The organism is Rhizobium lentis (assembly GCF_014200175.1).
In the GTDB taxonomy this organism is placed as follows: Bacteria; Pseudomonadota; Alphaproteobacteria; order Rhizobiales; family Rhizobiaceae; genus Rhizobium; species Rhizobium mulingense.
Genome location: NZ_JACHBD010000012.1, coordinates 1 through 18,731 on the forward strand (window position 1 = coordinate 1; position 18,731 = coordinate 18,731).

Here is an 18,731-nt window from a genome sequence, read left to right on the forward strand (position 1 = left end):
GCTGGCCTTCGCTCGCCTGGTGCGCACCAACCTGATGCATCGCAAAAGGATCGACCGGCTGCTAAAACCAAGCCAACGTCCCCCCGGCAATCCCGGCCAGATGAGCCTCCAATGGTGACAAAATTTAAACCGGACAGCAGTGGGCCCGGCCCGGGCATGACGGAGGAGAAGTGGTCACGCACTATCAGTCGTCCAAGGAGATAGAGAAGAACGCGAAAGACTCTGGCGAATTGAAAACGCCGAGGCGATCGCGGAGCAAAATGAGTATGTCGCGAAGCACGGCCCGCCGTTCGCGAAATACAGGCAGTTTGACTCATCCCTTGCCCATATACTCCTTGACCAGCCCCTCATAGGCCGCCATCTCCGGCAGTGCCGCGTAGCTGTGCACCGCGCCCGTCTCGGCAAAGGCCAGCTTCTCGCTCGTCCATGTTTCGATGAACGGTGTGAACCAGCTGGGATCATCGAGCATGGTCACGCGCAGATTGACGAACCAGTCCATGCCTTCCGGACGGGTGAACATCCAGCTCATGCAATGCGGGCAGAAATAATGTTTCGTCGTGCCGTGCAGGCCGCCGATGACGGGCTCGCCCTTCGTCACCTCGAAGCCTTCGCTGGGGATGGCGGCACTCAGCGAATAGGCGCTCGCGGTCATCCTCTGGCAGCCTGTGCAATGGCAGGCCATGGTCAGCAGCGGCGGCGCGCTGATCTTCAATCGCACCCGGCCGCAACGGCAGCCGCCTTCCATGGGTAGGTTCTTTGCTCTCATCATTACTTCCCCCTTCCGCCACCTGATTTAGCGGAGCCGGCGCCATTGTCGAGGGAGCCCGCGGCTAAGAATCTCAGAGACGGCTTATCGGGCGCGCGGGATTGCCGACCACGGTTGCACCCGCCAGCACATCCTTCGTCACCACCGCGCCGGCGCCGACGATCGCGCCATCGCCGAGGGTGACGCCACCGAGGATGACGGCAGCGCCGCCGATCCAAACGTCGCTGCCGATCGAAACCGGCCGGGCGATCTCGATGCCCTGGCTGCGAAGTGCGGGATCCTTGTGATGTTCGGCACAATAGATCTGCACGCCCGGGCCAAACATGGTGCGATCGCCAATCGTCACCCGGCCGGAATCGAGAATGGTGCAGCCGGCATTGAAATAGACGCGCTCGCCGAGAATGATGTTAATACCGTAAGAGCAGTGAAACGGCGCTTCGATGAAGATATCGGGCGCGGCCTGCGCAAAGAGAGCCCTCAAGGCAGGCGCCGCGGCGCCGCGCTCGTCGGGCGGCAGGGAGTTGTGGGCGTGGACGGCCACACGCGCCTGCTGGCGCAGGCGATCGAGTTCGTCGTCGAGGCAGCAATACCATTCCCCGGCCGCCATCTTTTCGCGTTCGCTGACCGGCATCGTCTCGTTCCTCACGCGGTCGCCTGCGACAGCAGTCCGACCTCTTGCCGCTCGATGAGGCTGACCCAGGCGCGCGCTATGGCAAGGCCTGCGGCATCGGCGGCGGCGCCATGGCGTGCTGCCAATTCGTCATAATTCTCCAGCCAACCGGGAGCGATACGCTCGATCGTGCCGGGAAATTCGCCTTTCCACTGCCTGACGACCTCAGTGTCGGCCTCGAAGTGAAACTGCGTTCCGTAGACGGCGCGGCCGATGCGGAAGGCCTGGTTCTTGGCTACGGGACTCGTCGCAAGACACACCGCACCTTGGGGCAACGAAAACGTATCGGCGTGCCATTGAAAGATGGTGAATTCGCCGCCGACATCTGACAGCAGCGGATCGGACCGGCCTTCACCCGTGACGCCAATGCTGTGCCAGCCGAACTCACGAGCGGCCCCCAACAGATTGTCGGCGCCATAGGCGCGGGCGAGAATTTGGCTGCCGAGGCAGATGCCGAGCACGGCTTTGCCGGCATCTCCGAAACGGCGCGTTAGCCGCACGAGTTCTGGTAGATAGGGGTGCGTCTCGTCATCCAGCGCGCTCTGTTCGCCGCCGAGAACGACGAGCGCGTCATGGCCGGCTATATCTTGCGGCAGACTGCCGTCCCGCCACACGCGGAACCACTCGATCTCCGCTCCCGCCTCCTCGAGCGCTGTGGCAAGCGCGCCGAGCCCGATATTCCTCATATTTTCGACGACAGCGACTCGCATGGCTTTCCCGATCTGGCCGATGGCGGGAGGAGATCATGCCCGGATGCAGCGCGCAAGACGCTTGTGCAAGGCCGATTGCGCATGCAGGCGGCAAGGCTTAAACCTGCCGGAACGAAAGGAAATCGCCATGACCGAAAAAGCCCGCGTCTCGATTCTCTACTGCACCCAGTGCAATTGGCTGCTGCGCTCCGCCTGGATGGCGCAGGAGCTGCTGCACACCTTTTCCGACAGCCTAGGCGAGGTGGCGCTGATCCCCGGTACCGGCGGCAATTTCGAAATCCGCGTCAATGGCGATCTCATCTGGGAGCGCAAGCGCGACGGCGGTTTTCCCGGGCCGAAGGAACTGAAGCAGCGGGTTCGCGACATCGTCGAGCCCGGCCGGGATCTCGGCCATGTCGACCGCGCCTCGCTCGAGAGCTGATCTCAGCGATAGGGCGAGCGGCAGACCCGGTAGACGCCCTCGTAGGTAAGGAAGTGATCCGTCCGCGGATTATAGGAGCGGTATTCGTTGGTGCACCAGGCGATATGCTTGTTCATATCGCGCGCCGCCGGGTGCGCGCGGCGCACCGGCGGCGGATCATAGGTCAGCTGCGGCCGCCCGGCCGCACCCGGCAGATAATAGGTCGGCCCGGCGCCACGCGGACGGTAATTCGGCTGGACATAGGCGGGCCGATGCCATTGCTGCGGCCCGAAACCGAAACAGCCGCGGAAATCGCAGAGGGTCGACCCCGTGTTGAGCGGCCCGACACCCGGCTTCGGCGAATCAGCGCTGGCCATGGCAGGCGCGAAAACGGCGAGAAGACCGGCGAACAGAAGCGTGCGGGCAGCAGCCATGAGGCATTCCTTTCGATACTCCCTCAATATAGGGCGTCGCGAGCGAAGCGCTATGCCCACCCTCCGGCGGCTCTCCCGCATGTGAAAGGCAGATTTTTGCCGACTGTCAGGAAAACTTCAAAAACCCAGTTGACAGGCACGAGCCACCCCCTTACATCGCTCTCCGTCGCCCAGATGGCGGAATTGGTAGACGCGCAGGTTTCAGGTACCTGTGCCGCGAGGCGTGGAGGTTCGAGTCCTCTTCTGGGCACCATTTCCAATCTTGATCGCTACCGAGATCAGATAATCAAACCTTCCAAAATTGCAGGTTGGCATCTTCCAACGAAGGCCACTAGCATTGTGTTTGCCTACGCGTGTGGTTGCATGATGCCGACTCTGGAGGTCGGGCCAGGAAGAATGATGGCGCGGATGTCGGCCTCTACGCCGCCATGTGCGGCGTTGTCTGCCTGCTGTCGGGAATCACTGACAAAACGGCGATGCCGGCCTCCCTCGCGGCGCTCAAAAGCAAATCCCTAAGCTGATCCGTCCCCGCTTGCCCCGTAATGGCATCAGCGCAAGCCTTCACGGCCGCGACGTATTCCTCTCCGTCCTCAAGCGGCCATTCCGTCATTAAAACCTCGGCTGCGTCGCGGAGCGTTCTCACGATCCTACGCCGGTGCCGGGCGCCAATAAAAAGAACAAGAGGCGAAAAATCCGCCGATGTGTTCCATTGCATTGCACTTTCTCCCCAAGGATTAGAATATTAGTAATAATGCAAGGAGCGTGCCGGGCAAGGTGGAAAGCGACTTTGTTGCCCGATCGAGCCATTTTCTTCTGATCCCTCCGGCAACGACCTACATGACTGGTGCGGCAGCTCAGCTGTTCCATTGCTCAAGTTCTTGCGGAAAGCGCCGCTCCCCGTCCCATCCCCTCGCAAGCCTCGCACAAGAACGAAATCGGATACCGAGAGAAGGATAAACATCCGGCCGTTCCGCCCGAGGAGAGCCATCCCGCCTGTCGGGATCTCAGCGAACTTCCGCGGAAAGCCGATTGCTAGCCACTCTGGAGTTCGCTTGGGATGAAAGTCGTAATTCTCGCCGGTGGCCTTGGCTCGCGTCTTGCCGAAGAGACCAGCGTTCGGCCCAAGCCCCTGGTCGAAATCGGCGGCATGCCGATCCTCTGGCACATCATGAACATCTATGCCCATCACGGCCTCAATGATTTCATCATCTGCGCCGGCTACAAGGGCTACATGATCAAGGAATACTTCGTAAACCTTGTTCTGCACCACAGCGACATCACCGTCGACCTCGGCGCCAACAGCATCAACTATCACGGCGGCAAAAGACCGGATTGGCGCGTGACCGTGGTCGATACCGGCATGCATTCGATGACCGGCGGCCGTCTCGGGCGCATTCGCGAGCATCTGACGCCAGGCGAACCCTTCTGCATGACTTATGGCGACGGCGTCGGCGACATCGATATTGCCGCCGAAGTCGCCTTCCATCGCGATCATGGTCTGAAGGCGACGATGTGCGCGGTAACCCCGCCGGGACGTTACGGCGCCACTAACATCGAGGGTCAGTTCATCACCTCTTTCGTGGAGAAACCGAGAGGCGACGGCCAGCGTATCAACGGCGGCTTCTTCGTACTCGATCCGTCGGTGATCGATCTCATCCCGAGCGACGACACGATCTGGGAAGCCGGACCGCTGGAGTGGCTCGCCGCCAACAACCAGCTCGCCGCCTTCAAGCATGACGGCTTCTGGCAGCCGATGGATACGCTTCGCGAGCGCACCCATCTGGAGGAACTCTGGAATTCCGGACAGGCGCCGTGGAAGCTATGGGCTTGACCGACTTCTGGAAAGGGCGGCGGGTCTTCCTGACCGGACATACCGGCTTCAAGGGATCCTGGCTCTCCCTTTGGCTGGAGCGCCTCGGCGCCGATGTCGCCGCGGTTTCGCTGGCGCCGGAGACCGAACCGTCGCTCTACCGGAAACTTGCTCCCTGGGACGATCGCGGCCACCATATCATCGACATCCGTGATGCCGGCGCACTTCTTGACGTCCTTCAAGGCTTCGAGCCGGAGATCGTCATTCATATGGCGGCGCAGGCACTGGTGCGGCGCTCCTATGAGAACCCGGCCGAAACCTTCTCGACCAATGTCATGGGAACGGCGAATATTCTCGACGCGGTCAGGCAGGCGCCCTCGGTCAAAACCGTGCTCGTCATTACTTCCGACAAGGTCTATGCCAACAATGGCAGCGGCATACCATTCGTCGAGACGGATACGCTCGGCGGCAAAGATCCCTACAGCAACTCCAAGGCCTGCACGGAACTCGTCTGCCAGAGCTACCGCGACAGTTTCTTCAAGGCGCGCGGCATACAGCTCGCCACGGTGCGCGCCGGCAATGTGATCGGCGGCGGCGACTGGTCGAAAGATCGGCTGATCCCGGATTTCATTCGTGCTTTCGAGAGCAACCAGCCGATCCTGTTGCGTTATCCCGAGGCGGTCCGTCCCTGGCAGCATGTGCTGGAGCCATTGGGCGGTTATCTCGCCTACGCCGAAGCACTGACGCTTGGCAGTGACAGGAAGCTGCCCGATGCCTTGAATTTCGGCCCGCATCCCGAGAGCTTCGCGACGGTTTCCGAACTTGCCGAAGCGCTCGGGCGCGCGCACCGCGTCGAAGACGTGTGGCGGCTTGCGCCGGGCGAACATCTGGCGGAAGCGCCGGCCCTGACGCTGAGTTCGGCGCTTGCTTTCGACACCATCGGCTGGCAGCCGCGCCTCAGCCTGCAACAGACTATCGACTGGACTGCCGCCTGGTACCGGGCCAACCGCGAGGGCGAAGACATGCGCGCCTTCTCGCTCGGTCAGATAACGGCCTATGAGGAAGCACTATCATGACAGCGCATAATTGCCGATTTTGCGACGCTCCGTTGAAGCATCGTTTCGTCGATCTCGGCTCGACCCCGCTCGCCAATGCCTATCTGACGGCAGAGCAGCTCACACAGCCGGAACCATCCTATCCGCTGCGCGCCTTCGTGTGCTCGCAATGCTGGCTGGTTCAGGCCGATGCCTTCGTGCCGCCGGAGGACATTTTCAGCCACTACGCCTATTTCTCCTCCTACAGCGACAGCTGGGTGGAGCATGCGCGCCGCTTCACCATCATGGCCCGCGAGCGCTTCGGCCTTGGCGCGACATCGCAAGTCATCGAAGTGGCGAGCAATGATGGTTATCTGCTGAAGCATTTCGTCAAGGCCGGCGTGCCGGTGCTCGGTATCGAGCCGGCCGAAAACGTCGCTGAAGTGGCTCGCGGTATAGGAGTTCCGACGGAGGCTCGATTCTTCGGCAAGGAAACGGCGGCAGATCTCGTTTCCCGCGGCCTTGCCGCCGACATTGTCATCGGCAACAATGTGCTGGCGCACGTGCCTGATATCAACGACTTCGTCGGCGGGCTTTCAGCGGTGCTGAAGCCGGATGGTGTTGTCAGCGTCGAATTTCCGCATCTCCTGCGGCTGATGGAAAGCATCCAGTTCGACACCGTCTATCACGAACATTTCTACTATCTGTCGCTGCTCGCCGTAGAAAAGGTCTTTGCCGCCCACGGCCTGAAGGTGTTCGACGTCGAGGAACTGCCGACTCATGGCGGCAGCCTGCGCATCCTCGCCTGCCGCACGGGCTCGACCGCCCATGCGACAGGCGCCGGCCTAGCCAAGGTGCGAGCCGACGAAAAGGCCGCCGCCTTCGATAGGACGGAAACATACGAGGCATTCCAGAGCCGTGTGGCGCCGATCAAGGATGGGCTGCTCTCCTTCCTCGAGGAGGCAAAGCGGAACGGCAAGAGGGTGGCCGCCTATGGCGCCGCCGCCAAGGGCAATACGCTGCTGAACTTCTGCGGCGTCGGCACCGATCTCATCGACTATGTCGTCGATCGCAACCCGCACAAGCAGGGCCATTACCTGCCGGGCAGCAGGCTGCCGATCTATGCGCCGGAGAAGATGGAAGAAACCAGGCCCGACTACGTGTTGATCCTGCCCTGGAACATCAAGAACGAGGTTATTTCCGGCAACAGCAAGGTGGCCACCTGGGGCGGCCGCTTCGCCGTCGCGGTGCCTGAGCTGACGGTGCTCGGATGAAATTCCTTCCGACCGCGGTGTTGGGCGCCTTTGCCGTGGAAGTCGATGCGCGCTCCGACGACCGGGGAATGTTCGCACGAACCTTCGACGCGCAGACCTTCGCGGCGCAGGGTTTGGTGCCGGTCTACCCGCAATGCAACGTCTCGCAGAACCACAGGCGCGGGACGCTGCGCGGAATGCACTACCAGGCCGACCCGCGGCCGGAGGTGAAACTGGTACGCGCCATCCGCGGCAGGGTATTCGACGTGGCACTGGATCTGAGGCCGGATTCGCCGAGTTATCTTACCTGGGCCGCTGTGGAGCTCGATGCGGCCCGGCGCAACGCCTTCTACATACCTGCCGGATGCGCACATGGCTTCCTCACGCTCGAGGATGACTGCGAACTCTTCTACCAGATGTCGGAAGTCTACGTACCGGAACTTGCCCGTGGCGTCCGCTGGGACGACCCCGGCTTTGCCATCGCCTGGCCTTTCGCGCCGAGCGTCATCAGCGAGCGCGACGCCGCGCTTGACAGCTACAGCCAGGAGAGAAGTCTTTGAGCGGCATCAAACTCAGTATCTGCATTCCGACCTACAACCGCGAAGCCTATTTGCGAAGCGCGCTCGAGCACTGCGAGAAATACAGTTTCAGCTTTCCCTACGAGATCGTCGTTTCTGACAACGCTTCGACGGACAATACGACCCAGCTCGTCGAAGAATTCATCGCCAAGGGACTGCCGATCCACTATCACCGCCGCCCCGTCAACGGCGGTTCGGGCCCGAACCTCGCTTGCGCCTTCCATCATGCCGTCGGGGAATATTCGATTTATCTTGCCGACGACGATTTCCTGGTGCCAAGCGGCGTCGAAGCGGCAATGGCCTATTTGGACGCCAACCCCGACGTCGCCGCCTGCCACGCGCCCTGGTATTTCTACGACGAAGTGGCCGATCGCGACCTGTCTCAATTCTATGCGATCGACGAGAACATCAAGTTCGAGCAGCGTAATTTTGCAGCGGTATTTCAGTTCATCTGCGAGCGCCATATCTTCCCTGAGATCGGCATCTATCGCGCCTCGGCTCTGCGCTCCTCCTGGGTTCCCCGCGATTTTTGCTTCTGGGCTTTCTCCTATCTTGCGCATTTCCTCGACCAAGGAGCCGTTGCCTTCCTGAAACAGCCTTTCTACCGCTCGGTTGCCGTCTCAAAGATCGCCCCGAACCGCCAGCAGGCAGGCAACGACGACGTCATGACCTCGTGGGACAAATACCGCGGCGGCCTCGAATATTTCCTCTATATCGGCTCCAAGCGCGGCAATCTCGCCACGACGCGCGAAGCCCGCGTCGTGTTCGAGGAACTTTGCAAGGTCTTTACACTCAACCGCATGGCCGTTGCGTTCCGTTTCTGGGCGCAACGCAAAGACTTCATCAAGGCCTATGAACTCTACACGCGCCTGGCGATCGGCGGCATGCCCGATCACCCCGAAGTCATGCATTTCCGCAACGCGCTCCCGCTGATGGTGGCGATTCAGACGCTTGCCTATCAGGTGGGGGCGACCGAGGGCATCAGTCGGCTGATGCTCAGCGGCATCGCTGACCGACGCTCTATCGAGGAATTGTTGCGTGATCTCGGCCTGCCAGCGGGGGTCGATGTCGTCGAGGAGACAGTGGGCCATGATATGGGCCTTGCGAAACACACGGCGGTTTTCATCGCCGACGCTGTGCGCCATGGCGAATTCGTTGCACTCGGCTACAAGCCGAACCTGATTTTCAGCGAGCAGGATCTTATCCAGCACGTGATCATCTGAGGCGGATGCGGCGCGATGCGGCCTACGCTAAGCCTCGCGCCAGTTTCATGCGTTAGTCAGTTTTAATGTGCCCCGGCTTTGCGAGTTCCAGGCCCTCATCCCAAGAGAATAAGGCATGACGAACAGGATATTCTACACCAAACCATCGATCACCGAGCTGGAAATCGGTTATGCCGCCGATGCCGCCGCGAACGGCTGGGGCGCGCGCTGCTACGATTACATCAACCGCTTCGAACGCGATTTCGCCACCCATCTCGGTAGCGGCTTTGCGATCGCGACATCGAGCTGCACCGGCGCGATGCATATGGGGCTTACCGCACTCGGCATCGGCCCCGGTGACGAAGTGATCCTTGCGGATACGAACTGGGTGGCGACCGTAGCGCCTGTCATGCATCTCGGCGCGAGCCCCGTCTTCGTCGACGTACTGCCCGATACATGGTGCATCGATCCCGCCGCAGTTGAGCGCTCTATCACACCGCGCACTAAGGCGATCATCGCCACTCACATCTATGGCAATCTCTGCGACATGGATGCCCTGATCGAGATCGGCAAGCGAAGCGGCATCGCCGTGATCGAAGACGCTGCCGAGGCGATCGGCTCGGTCTGGCACGGCCGCCGCGCCGGCTCGATCGGTACCTTCGGCACATTCTCCTTCCACGGCACCAAGACGCTGACCACGGGTGAAGGCGGCATGTTGGTCACTAGCAATGCCGATCTCTATGAAAAGGTGCTGACGCTTAGCAACCACGGCCGTGCCCGCAGCCAGAAGAAACAGTTCTGGCCGGATGCGATCGGTTTCAAATACAAGATGTCCAACATCCAGGCGGCCATCGGCTGCGCCCAGCTGGAGCGCATCGAGGAACTTGTCGCCCGCAAGCGGGAAATTCTCGCGGCCTATATGGTGCGCCTCTCGACGCTCAACGGCATCAGCATGAACCCGGAATATACCGGCACGATCAACGGCGCCTGGATGCCGACTGCCGTCTTCCATCCCGCTACCGGCATCACCCGCGAAATGCTGCAGCAGGTTTTCGAAGCCGCCGATATCGATGCGCGCGTCTTCTTCCACCCGCTTTCCAGCCTTTCGATGTTCGAGGACAAACCGGCCAATATCAATGCTTGGAGCATCCCGGAGCGGGCGATCAACCTGCCGAGCTACCACGACATGAGCGAGGCCGATATCGATCGCGTGGCGGAAACACTGATTTCAATCGTCCGCAGCCATCAGGACAACAGCGCCGTTCACCTCCGCCAGTCGGCCTGAGTGCAGAATATAGAGAAGGTTTCAGACAGTTATGACCACCAAGGACGATCGCCTCGAATTTGAAGCCAACAAGCGCGCGATGGCGCTTGCACTCGGTAAGGACGAGGAAGCTTTCCAGCAGTCGTTGAACACGTTGGTAGCGCTGGACAAATATGACTACGCCTATCTCTGGTCCTGGATGGGCGTTCCGATCATCCAGATGCCGGCCGACGTGATGGCCACCCAGGAAGTGATCTGGGACACCAAGCCCGACATCATCATCGAAACCGGCGTAGCGCGTGGCGGCTCGATGATCTTCATGGCTTCGCTGCTAAAGGTGATCGGCAAGGGCAAGGTGATCGGCGTCGATATCGATATCCGCGCCCATAACCGCGATTCGATCGAGACTCACCCACTCTCGCCGTTGATCACGCTCATCGAAGGCCCATCGACGACAGCCGAGACGCTCGCCAAGGTCAAGGCCGAGATCCCAGCCGGCGCCTCCGTCATGATTGTCCTCGACAGCGATCACAGCCGCGATCACGTTCTCGACGAGCTGCGCAGCTACGGCCCACTGGTCACCGAAGGCCAGTATGTCGTCGTCGCAGATACCCTGCTCGGCCGCGGAGACATGTCGCAGACGCCGACCAAACGCTCGAAGATCTGGTATCCCGGTGACGAGCCCTATGCGGCGCTCAACGCCTATCTCAAGGAAACCGATCGTTTCGAGACTGACGAGGCCCTGAACGGCAAGCTGGTGCTATCCAGCTCGCCGGGAGGATATCTCAAATGCATCCGCAAATGATGGGGAGTCATCGCGACTTTCCACATCAGGCGTCGGTCAGACTGCGTGGGGTGGAGGATGGCGACCGGCCGCTGCTCTTTTCCCTCCGCCGCGATCGCGCGCTCCAATCGCTCCTGCTGACAGTGCCCGATGCGACCGATGATGCGGCGCTCAGCGCCTGGATCGAACGGCGGTGCAATGAGATGGGCGGGGCATTTCTCATCATCGAAGATCGGGCCAGCGGCAAGGCTGCCGGTTATACCCAGATCACCCAGGTACATCGCCGGAATGCGAACGGCTACGGCGGCATCGTCCTGGCGGAGGAGGCGCGCGGCCTCGGCTTGGGACGCGCAGCACTCGCCGGACTTATGCTCCATGCTTCCCGTATGCTCGGTCTTCGCAAACTGATGGCTGAAATCGATATCGACAACGCTGCCTCCATCCGGCTGCATCTGTCGCTCGGCTATCGCAAGGTTGGCCTTCTCGAAGCCCATTTCACCGACGCCAACGGCGTCCCGCGCGATGTGATGCTTTTCGAGCGGCGATTGGAGGACAATTAATTTGACCGCCGTCGTCATTACCCAACCGATGCTCTTTCCCTGGCCTGGCTTCTTCGAGCAATTGATGCTCGCTGACAGCTATATTTATCTGGATGACACCCAATTCTCGAAGGGCAGCTTCACCAACCGTATCCAGCTTCTGCGTGGCAACGACCGCTGCTGGATGACGATTCCACTTGCCGGAAAGGGCAGTTTCCAAAAGATCTCCGAACTCACCGCTGCGGGCGATGACTGGAAGGCAAGCCATCGCGCGCTTCTGCGCCAATCGCTGCTCGGCGCTCCCTTCATCGACGATGCGCTTTCGATCTTCGACAATGTCTATCGCCATTCCTCCCTGCTGGCGTTGCTGATCGCCAGCATCGAGGAACCCGCACGCTATCTTGGCATCGGTGCGAACCGGAAGATCGAGAAAACAAGCGAGATGGATGTCGAGGGCACATCCTGGCAGCGTGTACTCGATATAGTGCTGGAGGCCGGCGGCACCCGGTATCTGACGGGCCACGGCGCGGCGAACTATCTCGACCATGAGGCCTTCGAACAGGCCGGCGTGCAAGTGGAATACATGAATTACAGCCGTACCCCCTGGCCTCAGACCGTCGCTGCGTTCACGCCCTATGTTTCTGTACTCGATCTTATCGCCCGAATGGGCCCGGAGGCGCGTAACTGTCTCATCCCAGCCACCGTAGCGTGGCAAGACTTCCTGAAGGAGGAAACGGTCACACCATGACACACGCAAAAATCACCGACAGCCTGCGCGCTGATTTCGGCACCAAGGGGTACCTGGTCGTTCCGGGTTTCTATGATTCGGCCGCTGATATCGCCCCCATACAGGAGAGGATCCGCCAGATCCTTGAAGTCATCTGCAGGAAATATGGCGTCGAGGCCCCGACCGAAACCACGCATGAGGCAATGACCATTGCCTATCCGAAGCTGATCGCCACGAACCGCTCATGGGGTGGCGAGGTCTATGACGCGGTCAAGCAGATCCCGGCCTTCATGCGCCTGGTCACCAACGGCGCCAATGACCAAGCCTTCAAGGCACTACGTCCTGAGAGCGTCCCGGGTATTGCCGCTGGCGGCTACGGCATCCGCATCGACAATCCGGGCGAAGAAAAGTTCCGGGCTCAATGGCATCAGGAATTTCCCGGCCAGCTGCGAAGTGTCGATGGCGTCGTCTTCTGGACACCGCTTTTGCCCGTCACGCAGGAAATGGGACCCGTACAGATTGCCGAAGGTTCGCATGCCGAAGGTCTGGTTCCGGTTTACGAGGATGATGCCGGCGCCGGCAAGACGGGCGCTTATGCGCTGCATCTCGACCGCGCCGAAGAGCGCCTTTCCCGTTACAAGCATGTCGCTCCGCTGACGAACCCCGGCGATCTCGTGCTGATGGACTTCCTGACGCTGCACCAGTCGGGCCACAACGTCTCGACGACGCCGCGCTGGAGCATTCAGTTCCGTTATTTCAACTACCTCGAGCCGGTCGGCATTCGCATCGGCTGGAAGGGTTCGTTTGCCGCCGGCGTAAAATTCGCCGACGTCCTACCCGAACTTTCCGTTCAGCGTGAGGCGGCCGAATGACGACTTGCCGCGTCTGCGGTGGTAAGATTGCGGCGCCGGCCTACGAAACACCGGCGCCTGCTCTAACCTCCATCATGACCCTTCTTGACATTCCGACGCGCGTCTATGTCTGCGACGGATGCGGCCATGCGCAATGCGACGAAATTCCCGATATCGAAACCTTCTACGATACCGGCTATCGCATTTCGCTGAATAGCGAAGGCCATGACCAGATCTTTGCGGTCAAGTCCGACGGCACCATTCTTTACCGAACGGATCATCAGGCCCAGATTGCATGCCGATTGCTCGACCTTCCGCAGGGGAACAAGCTTCTGGACTACGGCGCGGCAAAGGCCGATACGCTACGCAAGATCATCGCCGCAAGGCCGGATATCGAGCCTCACGTTTTCGATGTTTCCACCGATTATGCACCAGCTTGGAGTGGCTGGATCGCGCCGCACGCGCAAGCAACCTACGAGGTTCCTCCCGCATGGGACGGCCGCTTCGATGCAGTGATGAGCCATTTCGTGATCGAGCACGTAGCCGATCCGGTCAGTTTCATTCGGGAGATACATAAGCTCCTGAAGCCGCACGGCACGCTGCTGCTTTCGATGCCTGACGTTTCGGCCAATCCGGGCGACATGACGGTGGCGGACCATGTCAATCATTTCAGCGAAGCCTCGCTACGTCGGGCTCTTGCCGCCGGCGGCTTCGAAGTTTCGGTGCTCGACACGACATCCTTCCCCGGCGCTTTCTTCGTGGTCGCTGTCCGCAGCGAAACGCCGGTAAAGGAAGAGCAGGATGCAGCTCTCGTTCGGCAGGCTGTCGATCGCGGACTGGAAATCTGCGATTTCTGGCGGGCTTCGGCCGGTGGACTGGAAAAGCAGGCTGCCACCTTCCGCGGACGCAAGGCCGCGATCTATGGTGCGGGCTTTTATGGAAGCTGGATCTTCAGCCGTATCGCCAGCGATATCGAGCTGACGGCCTTCCTTGACCAGAATCCTGGCCTGCAGAACACCGAACATTTCGGCCATCCTGTAATCGCGCCGGTTGATATCGCCGACGATGCAGAGGCGCTGTTCATCGGCCTCAACCCGCTGAAGGCTCGCGCTGCGATCGGCAGCATGCCCTATCTGCAGAGGCCTGGCCTGGAATTGATCTGGTTGGAAGCTTAAGGAGGCCGGTAGCGGCTTGCGCCGCCGACCTTTACCGCACCGGCTGATAATGGCCGCGCAGCGGCACCTTGCCGCCCATGGTGACGAAGCCGTCGCGTTCGCAGACATACATCAGCGTCGGCATGCCGCCGGAGCGGAAGATCTCGTCGTAGCGGCGACGGATCTGGACGGTTTCAGTACGGCAATTATAGGATTCCTCTTCCTTTTTGTCCGGCTGCGCCTTGACGCCGGGCAGGCCCTTGTAGGGATAGAGGGCTTGAACGTCCGAATTCACCGGTTTTGACCAATCGACGGCAGAGGCGGACGCCGGCGCAAGGCCTGATAGGGCAACGAGCAATATCGGAAACATCATCACAAGCCGCATGGAAACTCTCCTGCCGGCATCGTTGCGCCGCTCATAGGATGTAGGAAAACCCGAGATCCTGATCAAGCAGCCGCAGCGGGCGATTTCCTGAAATAGCTTCTGATGATGGGATGGCTGAAAAGGCCGGCGAGGATCGCAAAGCCGGCGCCGACGACGAAACCGGCAAGCAGACCGCCGATGATGCCGGCGACCAGCAGGATCTTCTTTCCAGGACCATCGGCCTTGACGGGCGGTTCGGCCGGCGAGATGACGCGAATGTTGCTCTGGCTGAGGTTCTGCTCCTCGCTCGTCTGGCTCGACCGCTTCAGCACCGTCTCGTAGATATCGCGCGCCGCCGTCGCCTTGCGCTGCAATTCGTTCAGCTCCACCTGCTTGTCCGAGGTCGTCGCCTGCAGCGCCTTCTGGACGGCAAGCTCCTTGGCGATGCTGTCTTCGGCCGCCTTCGCCTGTTCATATTCGCCCCGTGCCGAAGTGGCGAGGCGCTGCAATTCACCCTTGATTTCGCCTGATATGCTCTGCAGCGAGGAGCGGGCCGCCTGCAGGCGCGGATGACGCGTGCCCATCTGGCTTTCGAGGCTTCCGACTGCGGCGGCCTGGGTGGCATATTGCTGGCGCAGGCTGACCAGTGGTGAAGTGACGCCGCCCTCGGTCTGGTTGCCGGCGACGATGTCTTCGACGCGCAGATTGGCAATTGCGTCGGCGCGTGCCTTCGCCTGGATGGTCTTTTCCTGCGCCGTCACCAGCAGCGTGTTCAGCGAGCCGAGCCGCTGATCGGAAATCAGATTGCCCTCGGTCGCGGCCATGTCGTTGTCGGCGCGGAAGGTCTCGACCGCCTGCTCGGCCTCCAGCACCTTCTGGCGCAGGTCGTCGAGGCGTCCGTCGAGCGTCGAGGAGGTATTTTCGTAGAGGCCGTTCGAGGCGCTGTTTTCCTCTTCGGTGAAGGCGGTGACGACCTGGTTGGCAAGCCTTGCCGATTTTTCCGGATCATTGGTCGTGGCGGCAAGCGAAACGACATAGGTGCTGGCCTGGCGGGTGATGACAAGCGCCTTCTGCAGGGTGCCGATGACGGCAGCGCCATCGGTCCGGCCGCCGGTGAATTCCGGATCCTGATCGAGCTTCATCGCCTCGACGACGCGGCGCAGCACGTTGCCCGAGGTCAGGATCTGCACCTGGCTGTCGATCAGCGCCGAGATCATTTCCGGCGACGGACCGGAAGATTGCGCACCTGCCTCGGCAAGGCCGATCTGGCGCGGATCGAAATAAAGGCTGCTGACGGCGGTGTATTTCTGGCCGACGAACGGGGCCACCGCACCGCCAGCGAAGGCGCCGATAAGGGCCAGGGTAAGCACCACCAGCCGGCGGCTCCAGATCGCCGCGATGCTGGAGCGGAGATCAAGAAGCGGGGCGGCGGGTGGGTCCGATGCGGTCGGCGGCGGTAGATCGGCCGCAGGTCGCTCGGCGGGCGGCGACGCCTGCTCGTATCGGCGCGTTTGCGCAACGTTGGGCGGCGGCGGCACGAAAGGCGGCGGAGAGGGTTCGGGCGTCGGGCGGGCGAAATCATCCGGGCGGATGACAGGACTGCGCAGGCGCACGCCTTCCGGCGCAGTCTGAGGCGGCTCGTAACTGCGCCAGCCGGGCAGCCGGCTTACTCTATTCCTGTCATACTGGCTCATACGCGCACTCGTGTCCCGCCCAGCGTGAAAGACTGAAGCCGAGGTGCCGAGACTTTAGAAATTCTTAGCTAACGGACCGTTAAGATACTGGCGGCCATAGAGATGTTGCCGTTTGCCGCGACTGCGAGGGATTGCCATGAGGACGACACGACATCTGGCGGCACTGCTGCTTGCGGCCGCCCTCATCCCGTCGCCGGCGCTTGCGACCGACAAGCCATGCTATCGCGGCGTCAATCTGTCCGGCGGCGAATATGGCGAGCGCGGCGCCACCTACGGCACGAACTACATCTATCCGAGCGAGGAGACGATCGGCTATTTCGCTAGGAAAGGCATGACGATCATCCGGCTGCCCTTCCGCTGGGAGCGGCTGCAGCCGGCGCTCGGCGGCCGGCTCGATGAGGACGAAATCAAGCGGATCAAAGATACCGCTGCTTTGATCCGCAAACACGGCATGGCTGTCCTGCTCGACCCGCATAATTTCGGCTATTACGACAAGGTCCAGATCGGCACTGCGCCGGCGACGGACGCCGCATTCGCCGACTTCTGGGCGAGGCTCGCGGTCGAATTCGCCAATGAGAGCGGCGTGCTCTTCGGCCTGATGAACGAACCGCATGACATCAAGGCAACGGACTGGCTCGATGCCGCCAACGCTGCGATCCGCAGCATCCGGGCCGTCGGCGCACGCAACCTCATCCTCGTACCGGGCACCGCCTGGAGCGGCGCCCACAGCTGGGAAAAAGACGTGATCGGCGGCGCCAACGGCACGGTGATGCTCGGCGTGCGCGATCCGCTCGATTTCTACGCTTACGAGGTCCACCAGTATCTCGATGTCGATTCGTCGGGAACCCATGCTACCTGCGAAGGCGCCGCCACCGCGGTCGAGGCCATCGCCGGCGTCACCGCCTGGCTGAAGCGGAACCATAAGCGCGGTTTTCTTGGCGAATTCGGCGGCTCCGCCGACAAGGACTGCATGAACGGCCTGACCAAGATCTACGCCACCATGTCCGGGAATAGCGACGTCTGGCTCGGCTGGTCCTATTGGGCCGCCGGCGAATGGTGGCCGGCGGACGAACCTTTCAACGTTCAGCCGGGCAAGGACCCTGAGCGACCGCAGATGCGGCTTCTCGCCGCGTCGGCGAAAGCGGACGCCGGCGCCTGCACCGCTGTCAAGCCTGCGGGGAATTGACCTTGGCGACAGTCGATCAGAAGGCAGCGACTTTCACCGTGGCGGGCACCCGCCTCGATGCGGCCGGGGGAACGTCGCGCATCGACCATCCGGTGCTCTGGCTCGGCCTGCTTTCGATGCTCTATAACGGCATTCTTGCCTTCATCAACCACAACATCATGCCGCTGTCGATGACGCATGTCGCCGCCAGCGAAGGCCTGATTCTGGCAGGCGCCATCATCTACATCCTTCACAAGGGGATCTACGAGACGGATCTGCCGGCCTTCCTGTTCCTGCTGTTCACGCTTGTAGTGACCATCTATGTAAGCGTGCTCAATCGCATGCCGTTCGTCGATCATTTCCGCAACGTGCTGATCATCTTCTGCTTTTCCGGCATCGGCGGCTGGAGCAACGAGAGAACGATGAAGCTGGTCTTCCGCTGGGCAAGCCTTACGGTGCTGATCTTCCTGATCTTCGAGATCGTCAGCGTGCCCTTCTATGTCAGCATCGTGCATCCGTCCGATTATTTCGCCAATACGCGCGGGCTGCTGCCGCTCAGCTACAACACGACAGGCCTGTTCCAGAACGCGCTCGGCTTTCCCGAACGCTTTTCATTCGGCATCATCGACCATCGCTCCTCCTCGATCTTCCTCGAACAGGTGTCGCTTGCCAATTTCTGCGGCGTGATCGCGATCTACCTGATTTCCATGTGGGAGAGATTGGGGAGCTGGGACCGGCTGCTCTTCATCAGCACGGCGGTGCTGATCCTGGTGACGAACGATACGCGCACAATGCTGATCTTCTGTTTTGCCTGTCTCGTCGGCTATTTCGTCTTTCCGAAGATCCCGCGGAATTTCAATCTGACGCTGATGCCGCTGATCGTCGCCGCGGGTTTCGTCGTCTACACCCTCAAACCCAATGCCACGGGTGACAATTTCACCGGCCGCATCAACCTAACGATGAAGAAGATCATGGAGCTCGATCCTCTTGCCGTTCTCGGGCTTTCGGTCGACAGGGTCGCCGAGTTCGCCGACAGCGGCTACGTCTACCTGATCTATGCGGCGACGATCTTCGGCGTCATCGCCCTCTGGCTGTTCGTCTGCCTCTTCCCTGCCGGGCGTACGGCGGCGCAGCGGCGATGCGCCCATTCACTTTCTCTTTTCATTTTTCTGAATATGATGATTGGAGGGACCGCCGTTTTCTCGATGAAGATTGCCGGCCTCTTGTGGTTCGTCGTCGGATATATGCGCTTCCACGACAGCCCGCGCATCCGGCAGGGTCGTGCGGCAGATGTACTGAGTTGACCGCAGCGGCACGGTAAACGGCGACCGC

At 61.0% G+C, this 18,731-nt stretch carries 21 protein-coding genes, 1 tRNA gene and 1 pseudogene; 16 read left to right on the plus strand and 7 right to left on the minus strand.

Going from position 1 to position 18,731, the window contains the following annotated elements; genetic code table 11:
- Positions 1-205 precede the first annotated feature (205 nt).
- Positions 206-310, plus strand: a pseudogene (locus tag GGI60_RS24865) (type II toxin-antitoxin system CcdA family antitoxin); the annotation flags it as partial.
- 3 nt (positions 311-313) lie between these two features.
- Here the strand turns inward: GGI60_RS24865 and GGI60_RS24870 are convergent.
- The 3 genes from GGI60_RS24870 to GGI60_RS24880 form a co-directional block, all read right to left on the minus strand.
- On the minus strand, positions 314-766 hold the full coding sequence (locus tag GGI60_RS24870) for a GFA family protein (RefSeq protein WP_183919268.1): 453 nt from the start codon (positions 764-766) through the stop codon (positions 314-316).
- Between the two features lie 73 nt (positions 767-839).
- Entirely contained in the window at positions 840-1,397 is a 558-nt protein-coding gene (locus GGI60_RS24875; protein WP_183919264.1) for a sugar O-acetyltransferase, read from the minus strand.
- Between the two features lie 11 nt (positions 1,398-1,408).
- On the minus strand, positions 1,409-2,146 hold the full coding sequence (locus GGI60_RS24880) for a type 1 glutamine amidotransferase (protein WP_183919263.1): 738 nt from the start codon (positions 2,144-2,146) through the stop codon (positions 1,409-1,411).
- Positions 2,147-2,273: 127 nt separating this feature from the next.
- On the opposite strand from GGI60_RS24880, the gene GGI60_RS24885 reads away from it, so the two are divergent.
- The gene (locus GGI60_RS24885; RefSeq protein WP_009990553.1) at positions 2,274-2,567 is read left to right on the plus strand and encodes a SelT/SelW/SelH family protein; all 294 of its coding nucleotides are present in this window, start codon (positions 2,274-2,276) and stop codon (positions 2,565-2,567) included.
- A gap of 2 nt (positions 2,568-2,569) precedes the next feature.
- Here the strand turns inward: GGI60_RS24885 and GGI60_RS24890 are convergent, their stop codons facing one another.
- Positions 2,570-2,980 (minus strand): BA14K family protein, encoded by a 411-nt coding sequence (locus GGI60_RS24890; protein ID WP_183919262.1) that lies wholly within the window; start codon positions 2,978-2,980, stop codon positions 2,570-2,572.
- Positions 2,981-3,148: 168 nt separating this feature from the next.
- Here GGI60_RS24890 and GGI60_RS24895 point away from each other — a divergent pair.
- Positions 3,149-3,233 (plus strand) — tRNA-Leu (locus tag GGI60_RS24895).
- A gap of 165 nt (positions 3,234-3,398) precedes the next feature.
- On the opposite strand, the gene GGI60_RS24900 is transcribed toward GGI60_RS24895, so the two are convergent.
- Entirely contained in the window at positions 3,399-3,695 is a 297-nt protein-coding gene (locus GGI60_RS24900) for a DUF982 domain-containing protein (RefSeq protein ID WP_183919261.1), read from the minus strand.
- A gap of 342 nt (positions 3,696-4,037) precedes the next feature.
- On the opposite strand from GGI60_RS24900, the gene rfbF reads away from it, so the two are divergent.
- From rfbF to GGI60_RS24955, 11 genes are all read left to right on the plus strand, one after another.
- Complete coding sequence (gene rfbF / locus GGI60_RS24905) at positions 4,038-4,811, plus strand: glucose-1-phosphate cytidylyltransferase (protein ID WP_183919260.1); 774 nt, start codon at positions 4,038-4,040, stop codon at positions 4,809-4,811.
- Complete coding sequence (rfbG, locus tag GGI60_RS24910; protein ID WP_183919259.1) at positions 4,802-5,866, plus strand: CDP-glucose 4,6-dehydratase; 1,065 nt, start codon at positions 4,802-4,804, stop codon at positions 5,864-5,866. Before rfbF ends, rfbG begins: the two co-directional genes overlap by 10 nt.
- Complete coding sequence (locus GGI60_RS24915) at positions 5,863-7,098, plus strand: class I SAM-dependent methyltransferase (protein ID WP_183919258.1); 1,236 nt, start codon at positions 5,863-5,865, stop codon at positions 7,096-7,098. Before rfbG ends, GGI60_RS24915 begins: the two co-directional genes overlap by 4 nt.
- Entirely contained in the window at positions 7,095-7,637 is a 543-nt protein-coding gene (gene rfbC / locus GGI60_RS24920) for a dTDP-4-dehydrorhamnose 3,5-epimerase (RefSeq protein WP_183919257.1), read from the plus strand. Before GGI60_RS24915 ends, rfbC begins: the two co-directional genes overlap by 4 nt.
- Positions 7,634-8,878 carry a glycosyltransferase family 2 protein gene (locus GGI60_RS24925; protein ID WP_183919256.1) on the plus strand — a complete coding sequence of 415 codons (1,245 nt, stop codon included), beginning with the start codon at positions 7,634-7,636 and terminating at the stop codon, positions 8,876-8,878. The genes rfbC and GGI60_RS24925 overlap by 4 nt, the downstream gene beginning before the upstream one ends.
- A 115-nt stretch (positions 8,879-8,993) precedes the next feature.
- On the plus strand, positions 8,994-10,142 hold the full coding sequence (locus GGI60_RS24930; RefSeq protein ID WP_183919255.1) for a DegT/DnrJ/EryC1/StrS family aminotransferase: 1,149 nt from the start codon (positions 8,994-8,996) through the stop codon (positions 10,140-10,142).
- 31 nt (positions 10,143-10,173) lie between these two features.
- A complete protein-coding gene (locus tag GGI60_RS24935) occupies positions 10,174-10,926 on the plus strand; it encodes a cephalosporin hydroxylase family protein (protein ID WP_183919254.1) in 753 nt (250 codons plus the stop codon).
- Entirely contained in the window at positions 10,911-11,465 is a 555-nt protein-coding gene (locus GGI60_RS24940) for a GNAT family N-acetyltransferase (RefSeq protein WP_246720482.1), read from the plus strand. Before GGI60_RS24935 ends, GGI60_RS24940 begins: the two co-directional genes overlap by 16 nt.
- A gap of 1 nt (position 11,466) precedes the next feature.
- Positions 11,467-12,192: a WbqC family protein gene (locus GGI60_RS24945; protein WP_183919253.1), complete on the plus strand. Its 726-nt coding sequence runs from the start codon at positions 11,467-11,469 to the stop codon at positions 12,190-12,192.
- A complete protein-coding gene (locus GGI60_RS24950) occupies positions 12,189-13,043 on the plus strand; it encodes a phytanoyl-CoA dioxygenase family protein (protein WP_183919252.1) in 855 nt (284 codons plus the stop codon). Before GGI60_RS24945 ends, GGI60_RS24950 begins: the two co-directional genes overlap by 4 nt.
- Positions 13,040-14,197: a class I SAM-dependent methyltransferase gene (locus GGI60_RS24955; protein WP_183919251.1), complete on the plus strand. Its 1,158-nt coding sequence runs from the start codon at positions 13,040-13,042 to the stop codon at positions 14,195-14,197. The genes GGI60_RS24950 and GGI60_RS24955 overlap by 4 nt, the downstream gene beginning before the upstream one ends.
- A 31-nt stretch (positions 14,198-14,228) precedes the next feature.
- Here GGI60_RS24955 and GGI60_RS24960 read toward each other — a convergent pair whose 3' ends face one another.
- Positions 14,229-14,561 (minus strand): hypothetical protein, encoded by a 333-nt coding sequence (locus GGI60_RS24960; protein WP_183919250.1) that lies wholly within the window; start codon positions 14,559-14,561, stop codon positions 14,229-14,231.
- Positions 14,562-14,623: 62 nt separating this feature from the next.
- Entirely contained in the window at positions 14,624-16,234 is a 1,611-nt protein-coding gene (locus GGI60_RS24965; protein ID WP_183919249.1) for a GumC family protein, read from the minus strand.
- 136 nt (positions 16,235-16,370) lie between these two features.
- Here GGI60_RS24965 and GGI60_RS24970 point away from each other — a divergent pair, with 136 nt between their 5' ends.
- On the plus strand, positions 16,371-17,420 hold the full coding sequence (locus GGI60_RS24970) for a glycoside hydrolase family 5 protein (RefSeq protein ID WP_183919248.1): 1,050 nt from the start codon (positions 16,371-16,373) through the stop codon (positions 17,418-17,420).
- A 2-nt stretch (positions 17,421-17,422) separates the two neighbouring features.
- Complete coding sequence (locus tag GGI60_RS24975) at positions 17,423-18,703, plus strand: hypothetical protein (RefSeq protein ID WP_183919247.1); 1,281 nt, start codon at positions 17,423-17,425, stop codon at positions 18,701-18,703.
- Positions 18,704-18,731 lie beyond the last annotated feature (28 nt).

Coding starts and splice junctions, on each gene's coding strand:
- GGI60_RS24950 (WP_183919252.1), top strand. CDS start 12,189: ATGACACACGCAAAAATCACCGACAGCCTGCGCGCTGATTTCGGCACC.
- GGI60_RS24935 (WP_183919254.1), top strand. CDS start 10,174: ATGACCACCAAGGACGATCGCCTCGAATTTGAAGCCAACAAGCGCGCG.
- GGI60_RS24960 (WP_183919250.1), bottom strand. CDS start 14,561: ATGCGGCTTGTGATGATGTTTCCGATATTGCTCGTTGCCCTATCAGGC.
- GGI60_RS24880 (WP_183919263.1), bottom strand. CDS start 2,146: ATGCGAGTCGCTGTCGTCGAAAATATGAGGAATATCGGGCTCGGCGCG.
- GGI60_RS24875 (WP_183919264.1), bottom strand. CDS start 1,397: ATGCCGGTCAGCGAACGCGAAAAGATGGCGGCCGGGGAATGGTATTGC.
- rfbG (WP_183919259.1), top strand. CDS start 4,802: ATGGGCTTGACCGACTTCTGGAAAGGGCGGCGGGTCTTCCTGACCGGA.
- GGI60_RS24955 (WP_183919251.1), top strand. CDS start 13,040: ATGACGACTTGCCGCGTCTGCGGTGGTAAGATTGCGGCGCCGGCCTAC.
- GGI60_RS24885 (WP_009990553.1), top strand. CDS start 2,274: ATGACCGAAAAAGCCCGCGTCTCGATTCTCTACTGCACCCAGTGCAAT.
- GGI60_RS24930 (WP_183919255.1), top strand. CDS start 8,994: ATGACGAACAGGATATTCTACACCAAACCATCGATCACCGAGCTGGAA.
- rfbC (WP_183919257.1), top strand. CDS start 7,095: ATGAAATTCCTTCCGACCGCGGTGTTGGGCGCCTTTGCCGTGGAAGTC.
- GGI60_RS24915 (WP_183919258.1), top strand. CDS start 5,863: ATGACAGCGCATAATTGCCGATTTTGCGACGCTCCGTTGAAGCATCGT.
- GGI60_RS24970 (WP_183919248.1), top strand. CDS start 16,371: ATGAGGACGACACGACATCTGGCGGCACTGCTGCTTGCGGCCGCCCTC.
- GGI60_RS24965 (WP_183919249.1), bottom strand. CDS start 16,234: ATGAGCCAGTATGACAGGAATAGAGTAAGCCGGCTGCCCGGCTGGCGC.
- GGI60_RS24940 (WP_246720482.1), top strand. CDS start 10,911: ATGCATCCGCAAATGATGGGGAGTCATCGCGACTTTCCACATCAGGCG.
- GGI60_RS24900 (WP_183919261.1), bottom strand. CDS start 3,695: ATGCAATGGAACACATCGGCGGATTTTTCGCCTCTTGTTCTTTTTATT.
- GGI60_RS24890 (WP_183919262.1), bottom strand. CDS start 2,980: ATGGCTGCTGCCCGCACGCTTCTGTTCGCCGGTCTTCTCGCCGTTTTC.
- rfbF (WP_183919260.1), top strand. CDS start 4,038: ATGAAAGTCGTAATTCTCGCCGGTGGCCTTGGCTCGCGTCTTGCCGAA.
- GGI60_RS24870 (WP_183919268.1), bottom strand. CDS start 766: ATGAGAGCAAAGAACCTACCCATGGAAGGCGGCTGCCGTTGCGGCCGG.